Origin of the sequence: Candidatus Berkiella cookevillensis (assembly GCF_001431315.2) — a bacterium.
Lineage (GTDB): Bacteria > Pseudomonadota > Gammaproteobacteria > Berkiellales > Berkiellaceae > Berkiella_A > Berkiella_A cookevillensis.
In genome coordinates this window covers 386,796-406,786 of record NZ_LKHV02000001.1, presented here as the reverse complement: position 1 = coordinate 406,786, position 19,991 = coordinate 386,796, and the positions used below count along the sequence as shown (strand labels likewise).

Below are 19,991 nucleotides of genomic sequence, written 5' to 3'. Positions count from 1 at the left end.
AAGGGTATACAAGATGGCGACAATAATCGAACTAAAAACCCAACATAAAACGACACTAAGGACAATTCTATGATTTCAAAAGACAATCCCATCGTCATCGTCGCAACACAACGCACCCCTATTGGCCAATTTCAAGGCTGTTTTAGTGACATCACTGCACCACAATTGGGTGGACATGCCATCAATGCTACTTTAGCTTCTGTCAAAATGGATCCTCAACATATTGATGAAGTCATCATGGGATGCGTATTACCCGCAGGATTAGGCCAAGCCCCTGCTCGCCAAGCCGCCAAAGCCGCTGGCATTCCAGATAAAGCTGCCGCTGTAACCGTTAATAAAATGTGTGGCTCTGGCATGAAAGCGATTATGTTGGGTATTGATTCTATCAAAGCAGGCACTAATCAATGCGTTGTTGCCGGTGGTATGGAAAATATGACACTTGCACCTTACTTGCTCCCCAAAGCACGTGGTGGGTTGCGTATGGGGCATGGTGAAGTAAAAGATCATATGTTTTTAGATGGTCTAGAAGATGCCTACAATAAAGGCACACTCATGGGTGTTTTTGCTGAATTGTGTGCAGAAAAATATGGCTTCACCCGACAAATGCAAGATGAATTTGCAATACAATCCCTCAAACGCGCTCAATACGCCATTGAACACAAACTTTTTAAGAATGAGATCAGTGCACTTGAAGTACAAACCAAAAAAGGAGCTATGCTATACGACACCGATGAATTACCACTGAATGCAAAATTAGATAAAATTACGACACTCAAACCTGCCTTCAAAAAAGACGGCACGGTAACGGCAGCCAATGCCAGCGGTATTTCTGATGGTGCATCTGCGCATTTAATTATGTCGCTACAAGAAGCACAAAAACATAAACTTCCTGTATTAGCGCGCATAGAAGGACATGCCACACATTCTCAAGATCCCAGCTGGTTTACAACAGCTCCCGTTGGCGCCATTCAGAAACTTTTAGCTCAACTCAATTGGTCTGCAGAAGAGGTGGACTTATATGAAATCAATGAAGCTTTTGCGGTTGTTACCTTAGCAGCAATGAAAGATCTTAAATTACCAAGCGAAAAAGTAAACATTCATGGTGGTGCCTGTGCATTGGGTCACCCTATTGGGGCATCAGGTGCACGCATTTTAACGACACTTATTTATGCCTTACGCACAAAAGGCCTAAGCAAAGGTGTTGCATCACTCTGCATTGGTGGTGGAGAGGCCACAGCAATTGCCATAACATTAATGGATTAAGATATGCCCTTTATAGCAACTAAAGTAAATACACAATCTGATGACTTTAAAAAAAATGCTGCCGCCATGCAGACACAGGTTGCACAATTACAAGCGTTAAGTGAACTTGTTGCGCAAGGAGGCGGCAAAGCGCAACAAGATAAACACACCAGTAGTGGCAAATTACTCCCCAGAGTTCGGATCGATAAATTGATCGATCCAGGCTCTGCCTTCTTGGAGTTTTCTCTCTTTGCTGGTTTTAATCTCTATGAAGATTCTGTGCCTGCAGGCGGCATCATTACCGGTATCGGTCGTGTTCATGGCAGAGAATGTATGATTATTGCCAATGATGCGACCGTTAAAGGCGGCACTTATTATCCCATTACAGTCAAAAAGCATTTACGAGCACAAGAAATTGCACAAGAAAATCGTTTACCCTGTATTTATTTAGTGGATTCAGGCGGTGCAAATTTACCTTATCAAGATGAAGTCTTTCCAGATAGAGATCATTTTGGCAGAATCTTTTTTAACCAAGCAATGATGTCAAGCCAAGGCATCCCACAAATTGCCGTTGTAATGGGTTCTTGCACCGCTGGTGGTGCTTATGTGCCTGCTATGGCGGATGAAAGCATCATGGTAAAAAATCAAGCTACCATTTTCTTAGCAGGCCCCCCTTTAGTAAAGGCTGCTACAGGCGAAGTCGTCACAGCAGAAGCACTCGGTGGCGCTGATACCCACTGCAAAATATCGGGTGTTGCAGATCATTATGCACAAAATGATGCGCATGCCTTATTAATTGCGCGCGACTGTATTAAAAATCTCACTACGATAAAACGCATACCCTTTGACATACAAAGCATAAAAGCCCCCCGCTATCGCCCAGAAGAAATATACGGCATTATTCCTACCTCCTTAAAATATCCAATGGATGTCAAGGAAATCATTGCACGAATAGTTGATGATTCTGAATTTCATGAGTTTAAAGCGCTCTATGGCTCAACCTTAGTCTGCGGTTTTGCGCATCTTTATGGTCATCCAGTTGGCATTGTTGCCAACAATGGTATTTTATTTTCTGAGTCTGCCAAGAAAGGCACACATTTCATTGAACTATGCTGTCAACGTAAAATCTCATTAATTTTCTTGCAAAATATCACCGGATTTATGGTCGGTAAACGCTATGAAGAAGGCGGTATTGCAAAAGATGGTGCCAAAATGGTAACTGCCGTTGCTTGCGCAAAAGTGCCTAAACTGACTGTCATTATTGGAGGCAGTTTTGGTGCGGGTAATTACGGTATGTGTGGCAGAGCCTATCAGCCTCGCTTCTTGTGGATGTGGCCCAATGCACGTATCTCTGTCATGGGAGGTGAACAAGCCGCAAGTGTACTGGTACAAGTAAAACAAGCAAGCCTAAAAAAACAAAATAAAACATGGGATAAAAAAGAAGAAACCCAGTTTTTTGAATCCATCATTCAACAATATGAGACCCAGGGTAGCCCCTATTATTCAAGCGCTCGCCTTTGGGACGATGCCATCATCGATCCTGCCAAAACCAGGGAAGTGCTTGGACTTGGTTTGTCTGCCTCATTAAATGCCCCTATCGAGCCAACCCAATTTGGAGTATTTAGAATATGAGTACTGATTCATTTATCTTATCCGAAACAGACAAACGAGGCGTTACCACCTTAACCCTCAATCGACCAGATAAGCATAATGCCTTTGATGATGGGATGATAGAGCAGCTCACTTATTTTATCAAAGAAGCGATTTCAAATGAAAATACCCGTATTATCCTCTTAAAAGCACAAGGCAAAAATTTCTCTGCTGGTGCTGATTTAAACTGGATGAAAAGCATGGCTCAATATTCTGAAGAAGAAAATATTGATGATGCAACCGATCTTGGCAAACTCATGCATGTACTCTATCACTCACCCAAACCAACCATCGCGGTGGTACAAGGTAAAACCTTTGGTGGTGGTGTGGGATTAGTCGCTTGTTGCCAAATAGTCATTGCTCAAAAAGATGCGAGCTTTTGTTTTTCAGAAGCAAGACTAGGCATCATTCCTGCAGTTATCTCACCTTTTATTCTCAATGCCATAGGCCCTCGCTGGACAAGACATTATTTCTTAACAGCAAAGACCTTCAATGCACAAGAAGCGCATATGATTGGTTTATGCCAGGAAATTGTAGAAGAGAATGAATTATCTAACAAAGTAAATGAAACCATTCATCATTTGTTAGCCAATGGCCCCGTTGCCTTAGAAACCATCAATAAACTGGTAAATGAACTGACCCCCTTAAGCATCAATGATAATTTATTGCAATCAACGGCTACCCTCATTGCAAAAATACGTATCTCTCAAGAAGGACAAGCTGGTCTGAATGCATTTCTTAATAAAATGAAACCAAAATGGGCAATTCATGATTAATTCAACGATAAATACCCTACTGATTGCTAATCGCGGTGAAATTGCTTGCAGAATTATAAAGACCTGTAAGCGCTTAAATATAAGAACCATTGCTGTTTATGCAACACCAGACATACATGCCCTACATGTGAAAGAAGCAGATGTTGCTTATTGTATTGGTAGCGAAAAACTACAAGATAGCTATTTAAATATTGAAAAAATAATTACCATTGCAAAAAAAGAACAGGTAGATGCTATTCATCCTGGATACGGCTTTCTTTCTGAGAATGCACTCTTTTCAGAAAGATGCAAGGCAGAAAATATTATTTTTATTGGACCTTCTGCCCAATCCATCCGAGCCATGGCAGTCAAAGACGAAGCCAAAAAGATTATGGAAGCAGCCAAAGTTCCAACCGTGCCAGGAAAATTAGATGTACAATCTGTTGCAGAAATTACTGAAGCATGCCAAAACATAGGCTTTCCCGTGATCCTTAAAGCTGCCTGTGGTGGCGGTGGAAAAGGCATGCGTATTGTTTTTGACAGCAAGGAAATTGAAGAAGCAGCACGTCAAGCCAAACAAGAAAGTCAAAATGCCTTTGGTAATGATAGTTTGTTTGTAGAAAAATATTTAATTAACGCTCGCCACATTGAAGTGCAAATTTTCAGAGATAGCCATGGCAATTGCGTGCATTTATTTGAGCGTGATTGTTCGAATCAACGTCGACATCAAAAAGTGATTGAAGAGACTCCAGCGATTCATTTATCTCAAGCACTCAAAGAGCAAATGTATCAAAGCGCCATTCAAGCTGCCCATGCTATTGATTACACAGGTGCAGGTACCATTGAATTTTTAGTTTCTCAAGATCATCATTTCTATTTTATGGAAATGAATACAAGACTGCAAGTAGAACATCCTGTGACAGAAATGACCACCGGACTTGATCTTGTTGAATGGCAAATTAAAGTCGCACAAGGCGAAGCACTCCCCTTGCAACAAAAAAATATCAAGCAAATAGGACACGCCATTGAAGCAAGAATTTATTCTGAAGATCCAGAACAACATTTTTTACCGCAAACAGGAAAGATAAAGCATTTATTTTATAAAGATTCTCAGAATGTACGCCTAGATTCAGGTATTCAACGAGGAGATAGTATTGGCATCTACTTTGATCCACTACTGTGCAAGTTGATTGCCTGGGGCGAAAATAGAGACAAAGCCATTCACTTATTGGCCGATGCCTTAGATCATTTCAAAATAATCGGCATTAAAAACAACATTAGTTTCCTGCAAAGTCTGTTACTAAGTCATGCTTTTGCAGAAGGCTTAGATGTGCAGCATTTAGAAAGAAATTTATCACAATATCTTTGCGCGGCGCCTACACTTTCAAAAGAAGTACTTGCAGCAGCTTGCCTGGTTTTTATATTAAATAGAAACACGGCAGACAATACGCTTTGGGATAAGAAGAATGCCTTTAGGATTAATCTTAAAGCTCAAGAAATGCTATTGCTTGAATATCAATCTCAAAGCATTGCGATACAGATAACGCATACCCAGACAAGTTTAGAACTATCCTGCCCTTTGTTTGAAAGTATATTTGAAATCTCAGGAACAGTTGATGACAATATTTTAAGTTATCAATTTGAAAATAGTTGGCGTTCAATATCTTATTTTATAGAAAATGCACAACTATCTTTAATACATCAAGGACATCTATATCAACTTAACGATCTGGCACATATTGATCATTCTACTAAAACAGAACAGCATGACGGTAATATTATTATATCCCCTATGCCGGGTATGATTACAAAAATTTGGAAGAAAATCGGCGATTCAGTTAATAAAGGTGAGAAATTGCTGGCACTTGAGGCCATGAAAATGGAACACACTGTTGCAGCACCTAAATCAGGCAAAATAAAGAATATTCATTTTAATATGGGTGATCAGGTTATCGAAGGTTCAGAGCTGATAGAATATGATAATATATAGTGAATAATAGAATGATTAAGATAGTTGAAGTAGGTCCTCGCGATGGACTACAAAATGAAAAAAGCATATTAAGCACAGAGTTAAAGCTCAATTTAATTCACAAGCTCATGGATGCAGGTTTAAAAACCATTGAAGTCACTAGCTTTGTGTCACCCAAATGGGTGCCTCAAATGGCAGATCATACAGAACTGGTCATGCAATTATCCAAAGTAGCTGGGGTTCGTACCATTGCCTTGGTGCCAAATGAAAAAGGTCTTAGCAATGCAACAGCAGTGGGAGCTGATTCCATTGCTGTATTTGCAGCAGCCTCAGAAAGCTTTTCGCAAAAAAATATCAATTGTAGCATCGCGCAAAGTTTAGATAATTTTAAACAAGTGATCGCGCAAGCCAAAATGCAGAAACAATGGATACGCGGCTATATTTCTTGTGTCTTAGGTTGCCCTTATGAAGGCCATATAGCACCCACTCAAGTATTGAATGTTGCAAATGCGCTCTATAACGCAGGCTGCGACGAGATTTCCATTGGTGATACCATCGGTGTGGGTACAGCTAAGCAAGCGCAATCTCTGATTCGTGATCTTAAATCAAGCATTCCAATTGAGAAGCTTGCAGTTCATTTTCATGACACCTATGGACAAGCCTTAGCCAATATTTACGCCTGTATGGAAGAAGGCATTAGAATCATTGATAGCTCTGTTAGTGGATTAGGCGGCTGTCCCTATGCAAAAGGTGCCAGTGGTAACGTCGCAACAGAAGAAGTTGTATATATGTTACATGGAATGGGTTTAAAAACCGGCATAAATTTGGAAAAATTAATCAATGCAGGACAATATATTTGCGATGCATTAAACATAAAGAATCGATCGAAAGTGGCAAATGCTTTGCTAAGCAAAAAATAATGCACACATTAAACTAGGAGAAAAGTTGTGTCAGGGTTTAATAAAGTAGTAAATAGTTACGATGAAGCGCTGCAAGGTCTCACTGACAATATGACACTTATGTCGGGTGGCTTTGGTCTTTGCGGCATTCCTGAAGGACTCATCAAAAAAATATATGAGATGGGCACCAAAGGGCTAACTTGTATTTCTAACAATGCCGGTGTTGACGGTTTCGGTCTTGGTATACTCTTAGAAAAACGTCAAATAAAGAAAATGATTGCTTCTTATGTTGGTGAAAACAACTTATTTGAACAGTTATTTCTGAGTGGCGAAATGGAAGTTGAACTAACGCCACAAGGCACACTCGCAGAGAAAATTCGTGCAGGTGGCGCTGGCATCCCCGCTTTTTATACTCCTACAGGATACGGTACACCGATTGCCGAAGGCAAAGATGTCAAACTATTTCATGGCAAACATTATATCTTGGAAGAATCGCTTACCGCAGATTTCGCTATTATTAGAGCCTATAAAGCAGACACAATGGGTAACCTGATCTATCGTAAAACTGCAATGAATTTTAACCCCATGATGGCAACCGCAGGAAAAATAGTGGTTGCTGAAGTAGAGGAAATTGTTGAAGCAGGTACACTTGATCCTAATTTTATCCATACGCCTGGCATCTATGTTAATAGGATCATCAAAGGTAGCTTTGAAAAACGTATAGAGCGAAAAACATTAAAAAAATAATAATTAAATAATCAAAGGTACAGATATGCCACTAAATAGAGAACAAATTGCAATGCGTATCGCGCAAGAACTACGAGATGGCTTTTATGTCAATTTAGGCATTGGGATCCCAACGCTGGTTGCGAACTATATCCCACAAGGCATGCAAGTATGTCTACAATCTGAAAATGGTTTGCTGGGCATGGGTGAATACCCTACGGAAGAAAGCCTTGATCCTGATTTAATCAATGCAGGCAAAGAAACAGTCACCACAGCTATTGGTGCTAGCTTCTTTTCTTCCAGCGATAGTTTTGCCATGATTCGTGGTGGACACATTGATTTAACCGTGCTCGGCGCTTTTGAAGTCGATCAAAATGGTAACATTGCTTCTTGGATGGTGCCCGGGAAACTCATCAAAGGCATGGGTGGTGCGATGGATTTGGTGGCAGGTGCACAAAATATTGTCGTTGCCATGAATCACGCCAATAAACAAGGGGAATCCAAACTATTACCCCATTGCCAACTACCGCTGACTGGCGTTAACTGCATCAAAAAAGTCGTCACTGATTTGGCAGTACTTGAAATTAAAAACGGTGCTTTCTATTTATTAGAACGTGCCCCCGATGTCAGTATTGATGAAATCAAGCAACTTACTGCGGGAGAATTAGTCATTCCAGCGCATGTGCCAGAAATAAGATTTGCTTAGGTTGTAGGCAAAAAAATGAAAAAATCAAAATATATCTCAAAAATACCAGATGCCAAAGGCTGGGTAAATTATACTGATGAAGAAGAAGTGATTTGGCATGATCTGTACGTTCGTCAGATCGACAATATTCAAAATCGTGCTTGCCAAGAATATATGGAGGGTATTGATAAAATTGGGCTAAGCAAAGATAAAATTCCTCAATTACCTGAAGTGAACGAGCGCTTATTAGACTTAACAGGTTGGCAGGTCGCTTCCGTCCCAGCGCTGATTGATTTTGAAACCTTCTTTAAACTAATGGCAGATAAGAAATTCCCTGCCGCGACCTTCATACGCACCCGCGAAGAGATGGATTATTTACAAGAACCTGATATTTTCCATGAAATATTTGGACATTGCCCTTTATTGAGCTTACCTGTTTATGCTGATTTCATGCACGAATATGCACAAATTGGTCTTTCAGTTGATCATGCAACCCGCGTCATGCTGGCCAGACTTTATTGGTTTACCATTGAATTTGGTCTGATTCAAACGCAGCAAGGCCTACGCATTTATGGTGGTGGTATCCTCTCTTCCTATGGCGAAACAAAATATGCCTTAGAAAGCGATAAGCCACTACGCAAGCCACTCAATGTACTTGATGCCTTCCGCACCCCTTATCGCATTGATATCTTCCAATCTGTGTATTTCGTGATTCCAAATTTTGATGCTTTGTTTAAAAGCTTACATTCTGATTTATTAGCCTTGATAGAAGAAGCGAGAAAATTAGGGATGCACAAACCACTGTTTCCGCCTAAAGAGCAGTCGGATGAGGCGAAGTGTTGATATACTCTTCGCATTTAATTTTTATATTGCGGTATCTAAAGAATGAACGAAGTGAATAATTTTCTTCCCTTGGAATCAAGGGAAGAAGCTCACGTTAGTGAGCAGATGGATTTTAGAATATTTATTTTAAAAATCCTTCTCTGCACTTAAAAGTGCCTCTTTCTTTGACAACAAAGAAAGAAAATTGATTCGCTACGCTCATCTAATATGATTTTTACTTACCCTGCTCTCTTAATTTATCTACTTTAGCAGCGCAGATAAAATCATTTTCAGATAATCCACCAATAGCATGTGTGGTATACAATACTGTGCAACTATTATAAGACACTTGTAAATCGGGATGATGATTTTCAAAATGCGCCATATAAGCAATCGCATTTACAAAAGCCATTGTATGATAATAATTTTTAAAGGCAAATTGACGAACAATTGCCTTATTATCATTCTCTAATGTCCAGCCTGATATTTTTTTGAGATATTTATTTGCTTCATCTACTGTCAATGGCGCTACACCACCCTCGCAAGCCTGGCAATGTTTTTCCAATAAAGTCACAATACTTTCTCCCTTAAACCAATTTTTTCAAGCGCATTTAAGAAACAATTATTTTCTTCTTCCAGACCTATACTTACTCTAACGTAATATTGCAGCTGATAATAACGAAGCGGCCTAATAATAATACCCATTTTAAGCAGTGTTTCATGTAAGGCAAAACCATCTGTTTTCACATGTATCATGAGGAAATTAGCCTCACTGGGGATATAAGAAATCCCCATATCCGTTAGACCTGCACATAATTTATCTCTATTTATTTCATTGTTTTTAATACAATATTCAAGATGTTCTTGATCTTTTAGCGCGCTCAGCGCCGCTACTTGCGCTAAAGTATTTACATTAAAGGGTTGGCGAATTCTATTCACAAGCGCAATGATCTCTTCATGCGCCATTGCATACCCCACTCTTAATCCCGCTAAACCATAGCCTTTTGAAAAAGTTCGAGTAACAATTAAATTAGGAAATTCTGCAATCCAACCATGTGTTTGCGGATAATCTGCTTTATGAATATATTCATAATACGCCTCATCACAAACCACCAGTACATTTGAAGGCAAACGTGTTAAAAAGCTTTTCAACTCTTCATCGTTCACATAAGTACCTGTTGGATTATTGGGATTTGCTAACAATATCATTTTTGTTTTAGGTGATATTGCCTTTAGGATTTCATTAAAGTCCATTTTCCAACGTGGCATTTGAACCTTTGTCACCTGAGCACCAACACTCTTGGCTAAAATCTCATAGCCCATGAATGAATATTGACCAAAAATCACTTCTTGGCCAGGCACAATAAAGGCCTGTAATAGCATACGCAAAATTTCTTCTGAGCCATTGCCTATCATCAAATTATCGATGGCCACATCATATTTTTCTGACAATGCTTTTCGAAGCTCGAAACCATGGCTATCTGGATATAATGCAATGTGTGGCAATGCCTCTTGAATCGCTTGAATGACTTTGGGACTTGGCCCAAATGGATTTTCATTACTAGCCAATTTAACAAACTGACTCAAACCATACTCTCGCTGACACTCTGAAACAGGCTTACCTGGTTGATAAGGGTTAATATCAAATATACATGGGTTTGCAAGTTTCATTAAATTACTTTTCATGGGGTTACCTGATTATTTAAATTACTACTATATATCTAAATCTAAGTCTTCATAAGTGTCTAAAGATGGATCGCCCATTGAACTTATCGGCATGGGAAGCCATTTTAAATCTTGTAATATTTCTAAAGAAATCACACTCGCACCAAAAACAATAGCCAAGATCAAGGAAGCACGTCCCCCAATCACTCTATAGGGCGCAGCTGATTTAAGAGAGTAACGATTACGCCATACCATGATGGCAGGATATAAAACTAATAAAATCGAAGCAAATACACCTGCGTATCGCAAAGCTAATAAAAAGCCTGAAGGATAAAAAATAACAAAGCATACAGGTGGCAAGAAAGTCATCACTGCTAAGAGTAATTTACCACGCGTGTTCTTCTGTATATGAAAACCATCTGCTAAGAAATCAAATAATCCTAAAGCAACCCCGATAAATGAGGTAAGGATGGCACAAAATCCAAATATACGAGCCAGTAATGTAATCCATGTATTGGATAAAGCAACACTTAAGGCATGCGTTAGGCTCACAACAGGTTGTTCCGTTTGATTCATGGCAATCAAACCACCTGCACCTTTGGAAGGCACAGTGCCCAAAATGATAAATTCCCAAAATAAATAAACGATTAGAGGCAACAAGCTTCCCCAAAAGATTGCAAATCTTAATTCTTTTACATTGCCATGCATGTAATTCTTAAGACTGGGTATGAGTAAATGAAAACCAAAAGAGGTAACCAGCAAAGGTGCTGCTGCCCACAAGTATTTAGAATTTCCGTTTTGTAGATAATTCCAGTCAACTTTAGGTGCAGTAATGCCCACAAGTGCTAAATAAGCAACAATGAGACCAATCATCATGACGCGATTGACACCATCAACCCAACGCGTACCTAAGTAAACAACCAATGAAAAAAAACCAACGAAGGTTGGTAAACTAAAATATTCAGGAATACCCAGCTTAGTATAGACTTTTGCAAGTATTCCACTTGCCCCTGATGTATATGCACCCATCAATGAGTATAAAAATAATAGATAACAAACCCAAGCAATAATGGCGCCCCATTTTCCTAAGGTTGTTTTAGCCATTGTGATTAAATTGGTTTCTTCTGGATAACACAAAGAAATCTCTAACATTAAAAATGCGGTAAAGGTCATCATTAGCCAAGAAAAGAGAAAAGCACCAACAGAGGCAGAAAATCCACCTGCAGCGGTTGATATAGGTAGGCTTAACATCCCTGCGCCAATACACGTACCAGCGACCAATAGCGCGCCACCAAAGATTCGATTGAGAGCATCCAATTTCATGCAATAAAACCTATTTAGTTATCTACTACTACAACAATAAACCTAAGCAGGCTACCCGCAAGATGTGCTTAATGCAAGCAAAATTAGGCTATAACAAAAATGCTGCAACGCATGAAGCAAAGTACTTGGCATCTCTATCGCTTTTGCTCTAGGGTATGGTTACAAAAATAACAATTATGTTAGTCAGTTGGCACGGAGCTGAATATGAAAACTGAATTAAGAAGCCATACACAAGAAAGACCAAGCAACCCAATGCAATTAGACGGCTTTGAGTTTGTGGAATTTGCAAGCGCAAATCCACAACAACTTGAAACCCTGTTTCGCACGCTTGGGTTTACACCTATCGCACAACATAAAACACAAGATATTATTTTATATCGACAAAACAATATTAATTTTCTACTCAATAAAACAACAAACAGTTACGCAAGTACCTTCCATCAAGCCCACGGCCCTTGCGCATGCTCAATGGCTTTTAGAGTAAAAGACGCTAAATTTGCATATGAACGCGCAATAAAATTAGGTGCAAAATCTGCTACCCATGTAAGTATTGATGGCTGGTATGCTATTTACGGCATCGGTGATAGCTTGTTGTATTTTATCGATCAGTACAACGACAATAAAAATATCTACGATCCTGCTTTTACCTATTTCGAAAATATTGACAAACATCCCAAAGGGGCTGGATTGAATGTCATCGATCATTTAACTCATAATGTACATCAAGGAGAAATGGATACGTGGGCTGAATTCTATGAAAAAATCTTTAATTTTTACGAAATTCGTTATTTTGATATTGAAGGAAAGATAACTGGCCTTACCAGTCGTGCACTTTCTAGCCCCTGTGGAAAAATTAAAATACCTTTAAATCAATCTAAAGATAATGTTTCTCAAATCGAAGAATATCTCAGAGAATATAAAGGTGAAGGCATTCAACATATTGCTCTCACAACTGAAAATATCTATCAGTCTGTCGAACAATTACGTTCAAATCAAGTTAATTTCTTAAGCGTACCCGCAACCTACTATGAAGCACTGGAACAAAGAATTCCAGGACACAAAGAAGATGTGGCACGGATGAAGAAAAATCATTTATTGATTGATGGCTCTGTACAATCAAAAGAAGGCTTATTATTGCAAATTTTCACAGAAAATGTGATTGGCCCTATTTTCTTTGAAATCATTCAACGCAAAGGCAATGAAGGGTTTGGAGAAGGTAATTTCACAGCCTTGTTTGAAGCCATTGAGCGCGATCAAATTCGTCGCGGTGTATTAACAGAAAAAGCGTAATTATTGAGGTTGTCATGAAATTAGCAACATTACAGAACAATACCCGAGACGGCGAATTAGTCGTCGTCTCTAAAGACCTAAAAAAAGCAGTTCGAGTCCCGGATATTGCTCATACACTACAATATGCTGTAGATAATTGGCATACAACCGAAGCCCATTTACAAGAAATTTATCAAGCATTGAATAAAAATATGCTGGCAAATGCATTTGAATTTAACCCCACACAAGCGCACGCACCTTTACCCAGAGCCTATCAATGGGCAGATGGTAGCGCTTATGTAAACCATGTTGAATTGGTACGCAAGGCACGTGGCGCAGAATTACCCAAAGAATTCTGGACCGATCCCTTGATGTATCAAGGGGGGTCCGATCATTTTTTGGCGCCCCATCAACCTATCCAAATAGCGGATGAAGCATGGGGCATTGATTTTGAGGCAGAAGTTGCGGTTATCACCAATGACACGCCTATGGGTGTTTCAGCCCACAAAGCTGAGCAGTCTATTCTATTATTGATGCTCGTCAATGATGTGTCATTACGCAACCTCATTCCACAAGAATTAGCAAAAGGCTTTGGTTTCTTTCACAGCAAACCTTCAAGCACTTTTAGCCCTGTCGCAGTAACACCCGATGAGTTGGGAGAAGCATGGGATGGAAAGAAAGTACATTTACCACTCTTAAGTACGTTGAATGGAAAATTATTTGGCTCCCCCAATGCTGGCATTGATATGACCTTTGATTTCCCTACCCTCATCGCACATGCCGCCAAAACGAGACCCTTGGTAGCTGGCAGCATCATTGGCTCAGGCACAGTATCTAATATGGATCGTTCTAAAGGCTCTTCTTGTATTGCTGAAAAACGTATGCTAGAGATTCTAGAATCGGGACATGCACAAACGAATTTCATGCAATTTGGCGACTCTATACGCATTGAAATGCTCGATAAAGATCAATTAAGTATCTTTGGTGCGATTGAGCAACGTGTTGAGAAATATAGTCACAACACATGATTTTTACCCGCAAGGGGCACAATGTCGGGTAGGCGTCAAGCCTCGAGCAACCTTCGTTCCCATAAAAGTACATGAGGATTGCGAGAGAGCGAAGACAACACCCCCGAAAACTCATGTGCGAAGACTATATAGTCCAAATATTTGATTTTAAGGAAGCGCGCAATGCTAACATTACATGATTATTATCGTTCTACTGCATGCTATCGTGTACGCATTGCGCTTAACCTAAAAGGTCTTGACTATCAAGCAATTCCGGTTGATTTAATCAAGAATGGTGGAGAACAGCACACAACTGAATTTAAACAACTCAATCCTCAAGGCTTAGTGCCTGCACTACATGATACTGAGCATTCGATAACGCTCTCCCAATCCTTAGCTATCTTAGAATACCTTGAAGAGCAATATCCTAGCCCTGCCATTTTACCTCAAACGATTGAGCTACGCGCACAAGCCAGGCGCATTGCCTGTGCAATTGCTTGCGATATTCATCCACTCAATAATTTAAGAGTCTTGCAGTACATAACACAGACACTCAAACAATCGGAAGATACAAAACGCGAATGGTACCATCATTGGCTCAAATCAGGCTTTGAGGCTATCCAAAGCATTCTACAAATTGAAAACCTCAGTGGTGATTTTTGTATTGGTAATCAAATCTCAATTGCCGATCTTTGCCTTATTCCTCAGCTCTATAATGCCAGAAGATTCGAATTTCCATTACATACCTATTCTCTCTTAACAGATATCGAAGCAAGATGCTTAGCACTCCCTGCCTTTGAAAAAGCAAGCCCCGAAAACAACATGACAGCTTAGCACTCTTTTATGCAATTACGACATCTATTTTTCCAAACACTCATCAAATGCCACCGAACCTTACAAAGTTGGCTCGGCGCTTCTAGTGTAGGTGTACGCATATTAGTGATTAATCAAAAAAATGAAATTTTGCTTGTTGAACACACCTATGTGGAGGGGTGGCATTTTCCAGGGGGCGGCGTCCATCGTAACGAATCGATGCATGCAGCAGCAAAGCGAGAGTTATTCGAAGAAGCAGGCGTCATTGCAACCAAAACATTAAATATTTTTAATATTTATTACCATGATATTCATGGCGTCACAGATTACCCTATTTTATTTGTGACCACTGATTTTGAAATTGATCAGGATGCCGTATTATCTGCTGAGATCAAACAAGCAAAATGGTTTCCTCTCACAGCACTTCCATCCACTATTACGGAAAGCACACAAAATAGAATCAATGAATATTTTTATCAAGCGTCTGTCAGCGAACAATGGTAGCCAGCTTATAAGCCATCTCCTTTATGCACTGAGGAATCCCCCCTCCGAATAAAGGTTCGTCATTGCGAGCGGAAGCCATCTATAATTGATTGAAAAAACACAAAAATATCACGGCTAAAGCGAAGCAATCTATCCTGAAATCTTTAAGAAGAGCGTGGTAAGAAAGACGTCAAGATAGATTGCCACGCAAAAGACGTGATAGTGTATCTCTTATTTCACCTTTTTCCTGCGTCTTTTGCTCGCAACGACAAATTCTTAATTCGTGGGGATCCCTCATCAGTTTATGAACCACAACGGACAACAGACCATGCTGCCCGTGTGAGAATGTGAAAAAAGTGGAACTAAGGCGATTGATGCTCGCGCTTGCTTTTAGAAAGACCTTGTATCGCAACATAAAACATGGGCACAAAGAAAATAGCAATCGTTGTTGCCGCTATCATCCCGCCCATCACACCAATACCAATTGCATTTTGACTTGCAGAACCTGCACCTTTTGCAATGGCAAGTGGTGTAACACCTAGAATAAAGGCCATGGAAGTCATCAAAATAGGCCGAAAACGTAGCTTAGCCGCCATCATGGTAGACTCAAATAAGCCATGCCCCTTTTCATACAGCTCTTTGGCAAATTCTACAATCAAGATGGCATTTTTAGCAGATAGACCAATGGTGGTCAGTAATGCTACTTGGAAATAGACGTCATTACTCAGCCCTTTGACGCTCGTCGCAATAACTGCCCCAATAATGCCAAGCGGTACCGTTAAAATCACAGCAAAGGGAATAGTCCAGCTTTCATACAATGCAGCCAAACTTAAGAATACAACAATAATGGACAAAGCATAAAGAGCCGGTGCTTGTGCCCCAGTCAATCGTTCTTCATAGGATAAACCTGACCACTCGATAGCAAAACCACCTGGGACATTTGATACAATTTTTTGCATCTCTTCCATTGCTTGCCCTGTGCTCACACCAGGAGCAGTCGCACCTTGAATATTGACAGAAGCAATACCATTAAAGCGCTCAAGTTTAGGAGAGCCATAGGTCCATTCTGCTGTTGAAAAGGCATTAAACGGAACCATTTCTTGCTTATTATTACGCACAAACCAATCTTTCAGATCCTCTGGAAGCATGCGATAAGGTGCATCTGCTTGCAGATATACCCTTTTGATACGCCCATCATCTAAAAAGTCATTAACGTAAGCCGAGCCCCAAGCAGTTTGCAAGGTTTGATTAATATCAGAAAGTGATAAGCCCATCGCGCTTGCCTTTTCTGTATCAATGTTAATCTTGTATTGCGGCACATCATCTAAGCCATTTGGACGCACCCCCATCAACATGGGGTTCTGAGCAGCCATGCCCAATATTTGATTACGTGCCTCCATCAAAGCTTTATGCCCCATATTATTTCTATCAACAAGCTGCATATCAAAACCAGAGGCATTTCCTAATTCACGAATAGGAGGTGGGAAAAAAGCAAAAGCAATGGCATCTTTGATTTGCATGAGCGCTCCCATTGTGCGTCCTGCAATGGCAAAGACACTCTGTGAGGGGTCTTTGCGCTCATCCCAATCTTTTAAGCCCACAAAACCAATAGCGGCATTTTGTGCAACACCAGCAAAACTAAAGCCAACCACCGTAAACAAGTGATCTACATTCTCATCTTCCTCTGCAAGAATATAGTCTTCTATTTTTTCAACACTTTCTAAAGTACGCTCAGCAGTAGAGCTAACGGGTGTATTCGCCATTAAAAACATAATGCCTTGATCTTCATTAGGCAAGAATGAGGTGGGTAATCTCATAAATAAGAAGGCTAGTCCACCGACTAAAACAGCATAAATGATAAAGAATCGAAACACACGACGCGCAATGTATCCAGAACCTTTCTGATACATATCGCGACCTCTATTAAAATTTCGATTAAACCAACCGAAAAAGCCTGTGTTTAGTTCGCTATGTCCTTTTTCAATCGGTTTTAAAAAAGTTGCACATAAAGAAGGCGATAAAACCAAGGCAACAATCACAGAGAGTGTCATTGCGGATACAATGGTAATCGAAAATTGTCGATAAATTGCGCCTGCAGAACCACTAAAAAAGGCCATGGGTACAAAAACAGCTGACAACACAAGCGCAATACCAATTAATGCACCTGTTATCTGATCCATTGATTTCTTGGTGGCCTCCTTAGGCGGCAAACCCTCTTCACTCATGATACGTTCAACGTTCTCAACCACCACAATCGCATCATCTACCAAAAGACCTATCGCTAATACCATTGCAAACATAGTTAATACATTGATGGTAAATCCGAAAGCAAGTAAAACGGCAAAGGTGCCTAATAAAACAACTGGCACAGCAATACTTGGAATAAGCGTTGCTCTAAAATTTTGTAAAAATAAATACATCACCAAAAATACGAGCAGAACCGCTTCCAGTAAGGTTTCCACCACACTGCGAATCGAAAGTTTAACGAAAGGTGTTGTGTCATAGGGATAAACAACTTTAACCCCTTTTGGCAAAATACTAGACAGCTCGCTAATTTTTGCTTTTACTGCTGCTGCTGTATCTAAGGCATTTGCTCCCGTTGCAAGGCTAATTGCAATACCAGAAGCAGGCAATCGCTTGTAACGCACAATACGTGTATAGCCTTGTGAACCCAGCTCAACACGCGCAACGTCTTTTAAACGTACTTGAGAACCGTCTGTATTCACACGCAAAATAATGCGCTCAAAGTCTTCTACTGTTTTTAGGCGTGATTGAGCCGTTACCGTTGCATTCAACTGTTGCCCTTGCACAGCAGGCAATCCACCTAATTGACCGGCAGAAATATCTGTATTCTGGGTAGAAATCGCATTTCTAACGTCTAAAGTAGATAGTTTATAACTCAATAATTTATTAGGATCGAGCCAGATCCGCATGGCATGTTGTTCACCAAAGACAGTGACATTACCAACCCCATTCACACGCGCAACAGCATCTTGCACTTTCGATGCAAGAATATCACCCAATTCTTTCTCACTAATGGAGCCATCTTCAGAGTAGAAACCTGCAACAAGTAAAAAGCTATCATTTGATTTGGTAACAGTAACGCCCTGCACCTGCACTTCTGGAGGCAACTGAGGTATCGCCGCTTGTACTTTATTTTGGGTTTGTACCTGTGCAATATCGGGATCCGCTTCAGGCTCAAAAGTCAGCGTAATGGTTGCCATGCTGTCAGAACTATTTGAGCTAAAATAACGCAGGTTATCAATACCTGTCAGTTTTTGCTCAATCACTTGCGTAACACTGTTCTCAACAGTTTTTGCATCTGCACCAGGATAAACAGCATTAATCGCAACAGAAGGTGGAGCAATATCAGGGTATTGCTCTACGGGCAACTTAGAAATGGCAATAGCGCCAGCAAGCATAATAATAATAGCAATGACCCACGCAAAAACAGGTCGATCAATAAAGAACCTAGACATTAATGCTCTCCTTGTAGAGAAAGCATATTCATAGCACTTTTCATATTCTCTTCAGCATAAGTGGGAGCAACAACGGCACCTGGCGCAATTTTTTGAAATCCTTCTAGAACAATAGTTTCGCCTGCGTTAAGCCCCTCTCTTACCAGCCACTTATCCCCCACAGCCTTCTCTATAGCCACTAATCTAAGATTAACTGTGTTTTCTTTATCAACAACCCATACTCGCATCTGCCCATCTGGACCACGAATGGCAGCACGTTGAGGAATCAGAATGGATTCAACAGCATCTGTTTCTATCTTAGCGCGTACAAATAGTCCAGATAACAATAATCCTTCAGGATTAGGAAACAGCGCTCTCAGTTGCACAGAGCCTGTTGATTGATCAACGGTCACATCAGTAAATTGCAAAACACCTTTTTTTGCATAAGGTGCAGAATCTTTTTCTAAATATAACTCTACGAGAGTTTCTTTTTTCGACTCAATGTTCTTACGCATTTGAATTAACTCATCACTTGCTTGTGTTAAATCAACATACATAGGATTGAGTTGGGTAATGGTTGCCAATGATTGCGATTGATTTGCTGTCACGAGCGCTCCCTTTGTGACACCCGACTTACCAATGCGACCTGAAATGGGGGCATATACTTTGGTATAATCTAAATCAATCTTAGCTTTCACAATGGCAGCCTTAGCAATTGCAATATCAGCATAAGCTTGAGCCAATGAAGCCATACTATCGTCAAAATCTTGTTTGCTAATAGCATTCTTTTTTAACAATTCTTTGACGCGATTGTTTTTAGCTTGCACGGATTGAAGATTGGCATCTGCTTTTGCAAGATCTGCTTTTGTGCTGTCATAAACAGCTTGATAAGGTGCGGGATCAATTTGATAGAGTTGCTGCCCTTCTTTTACATTACTTCCCTCTTCAAACAACCGATCCTTGATGAGTCCTGTAACTTGAGGTCTAATTTCTGCAATCTGATAAGGTACTGTTCTACCTGGTAGCTCTGTATATAAACTAACAGATTCATTTTTAACATCCATGACACCGACCGGAATCGCGTGCCCAGCCCCTCCCGCCATTTGTGGCGTGTTTGAAGACGGCCAAAAAAGATATCCAAGTAGCAAAGAAAACAGTATTGCACCAACGGTGATTATTTTCTTCTTCATATGATTTCCTCTACTCCTTAGAGAATTCTTATAGC

The 19,991-nt window shown here is 40.2% G+C and carries 17 protein-coding genes; 12 read left to right on the top strand and 5 right to left on the bottom strand.

Annotated features, from left to right (window positions below; all coding sequences use genetic code 11):
* Positions 1–69 precede the first annotated feature (69 nt).
* From CC99x_RS01745 to phhA, 8 genes are read left to right on the top strand one after another with little or no spacing between them, the layout of a single operon-like run.
* Positions 70–1,263: an acetyl-CoA C-acyltransferase gene (locus CC99x_RS01745; protein ID WP_057623579.1), complete on the top strand. Its 1,194-nt coding sequence runs from the start codon at positions 70–72 to the stop codon at positions 1,261–1,263.
* Between the two features lie 3 nt (positions 1,264–1,266).
* Positions 1,267–2,874, top strand: coding sequence for a carboxyl transferase domain-containing protein (locus CC99x_RS01740; protein ID WP_057623576.1), 1,608 nt, complete (start codon positions 1,267–1,269; stop codon positions 2,872–2,874).
* Entirely contained in the window at positions 2,871–3,668 is a 798-nt protein-coding gene (locus tag CC99x_RS01735; RefSeq protein WP_057623574.1) for an enoyl-CoA hydratase-related protein, read from the top strand. The genes CC99x_RS01740 and CC99x_RS01735 overlap by 4 nt, the downstream gene beginning before the upstream one ends.
* Complete coding sequence (locus CC99x_RS01730; protein ID WP_057623572.1) at positions 3,661–5,637, top strand: ATP-binding protein; 1,977 nt, start codon at positions 3,661–3,663, stop codon at positions 5,635–5,637. Before CC99x_RS01735 ends, CC99x_RS01730 begins: the two co-directional genes overlap by 8 nt.
* A gap of 11 nt (positions 5,638–5,648) precedes the next feature.
* The gene (locus CC99x_RS01725; RefSeq protein WP_057623570.1) at positions 5,649–6,536 is read left to right on the top strand and encodes a hydroxymethylglutaryl-CoA lyase; all 888 of its coding nucleotides are present in this window, start codon (positions 5,649–5,651) and stop codon (positions 6,534–6,536) included.
* Between the two features lie 27 nt (positions 6,537–6,563).
* Positions 6,564–7,262, top strand: coding sequence for a 3-oxoacid CoA-transferase subunit A (locus CC99x_RS01720; protein WP_057623568.1), 699 nt, complete (start codon positions 6,564–6,566; stop codon positions 7,260–7,262).
* Positions 7,263–7,287: 25 nt separating this feature from the next.
* Positions 7,288–7,947 carry a 3-oxoacid CoA-transferase subunit B gene (locus CC99x_RS01715; protein ID WP_057623566.1) on the top strand — a complete coding sequence of 220 codons (660 nt, stop codon included), beginning with the start codon at positions 7,288–7,290 and terminating at the stop codon, positions 7,945–7,947.
* A 15-nt stretch (positions 7,948–7,962) separates the two neighbouring features.
* Positions 7,963–8,769, top strand: coding sequence for a phenylalanine 4-monooxygenase (phhA, locus tag CC99x_RS01710; RefSeq protein ID WP_057623564.1), 807 nt, complete (start codon positions 7,963–7,965; stop codon positions 8,767–8,769).
* Positions 8,770–8,983: 214 nt separating this feature from the next.
* Here the strand turns inward: phhA and CC99x_RS01705 are convergent, their stop codons facing one another.
* The 3 genes from CC99x_RS01705 to CC99x_RS01695 are packed head-to-tail and all read right to left on the bottom strand — an operon-like array spanning position 8,984 to position 11,736.
* A complete protein-coding gene (locus tag CC99x_RS01705; protein WP_057623562.1) occupies positions 8,984–9,325 on the bottom strand; it encodes a 4a-hydroxytetrahydrobiopterin dehydratase in 342 nt (113 codons plus the stop codon).
* Positions 9,319–10,434 carry a histidinol-phosphate transaminase gene (gene hisC / locus CC99x_RS01700; RefSeq protein ID WP_057623560.1) on the bottom strand — a complete coding sequence of 372 codons (1,116 nt, stop codon included), beginning with the start codon at positions 10,432–10,434 and terminating at the stop codon, positions 9,319–9,321. Before hisC ends, CC99x_RS01705 begins: the two co-directional genes overlap by 7 nt.
* 27 nt (positions 10,435–10,461) lie before the next feature.
* Positions 10,462–11,736, bottom strand: coding sequence for an amino acid permease (locus tag CC99x_RS01695; protein WP_057623558.1), 1,275 nt, complete (start codon positions 11,734–11,736; stop codon positions 10,462–10,464).
* A gap of 204 nt (positions 11,737–11,940) precedes the next feature.
* Here CC99x_RS01695 and hppD point away from each other — a divergent pair, with 204 nt between their 5' ends.
* The 4 genes from hppD (at position 11,941) to CC99x_RS01675 (ending at position 15,329) form a co-directional block, all read left to right on the top strand.
* Positions 11,941–13,026, top strand: a complete 1,086-nt coding sequence (gene hppD, locus CC99x_RS01690; RefSeq protein WP_057623556.1) for a 4-hydroxyphenylpyruvate dioxygenase — start codon at positions 11,941–11,943, stop codon at positions 13,024–13,026.
* Between the two features lie 14 nt (positions 13,027–13,040).
* Entirely contained in the window at positions 13,041–14,033 is a 993-nt protein-coding gene (locus tag CC99x_RS01685) for a fumarylacetoacetate hydrolase family protein (protein WP_057623554.1), read from the top strand.
* Between the two features lie 162 nt (positions 14,034–14,195).
* Positions 14,196–14,846 carry a maleylacetoacetate isomerase gene (maiA, locus tag CC99x_RS01680; protein ID WP_057623552.1) on the top strand — a complete coding sequence of 217 codons (651 nt, stop codon included), beginning with the start codon at positions 14,196–14,198 and terminating at the stop codon, positions 14,844–14,846.
* Between the two features lie 9 nt (positions 14,847–14,855).
* Positions 14,856–15,329, top strand: coding sequence for an NUDIX domain-containing protein (locus tag CC99x_RS01675; RefSeq protein ID WP_057623550.1), 474 nt, complete (start codon positions 14,856–14,858; stop codon positions 15,327–15,329).
* Between the two features lie 341 nt (positions 15,330–15,670).
* Here CC99x_RS01675 and CC99x_RS01670 read toward each other — a convergent pair whose 3' ends face one another.
* Together CC99x_RS01670 and CC99x_RS01665 are read right to left on the bottom strand one after the other, a co-directional pair.
* On the bottom strand, positions 15,671–18,787 hold the full coding sequence (locus tag CC99x_RS01670) for an efflux RND transporter permease subunit (RefSeq protein ID WP_057623548.1): 3,117 nt from the start codon (positions 18,785–18,787) through the stop codon (positions 15,671–15,673).
* On the bottom strand, positions 18,787–19,956 hold the full coding sequence (locus CC99x_RS01665) for an efflux RND transporter periplasmic adaptor subunit (RefSeq protein ID WP_077065339.1): 1,170 nt from the start codon (positions 19,954–19,956) through the stop codon (positions 18,787–18,789). Before CC99x_RS01665 ends, CC99x_RS01670 begins: the two co-directional genes overlap by 1 nt.
* Positions 19,957–19,991 lie beyond the last annotated feature (35 nt).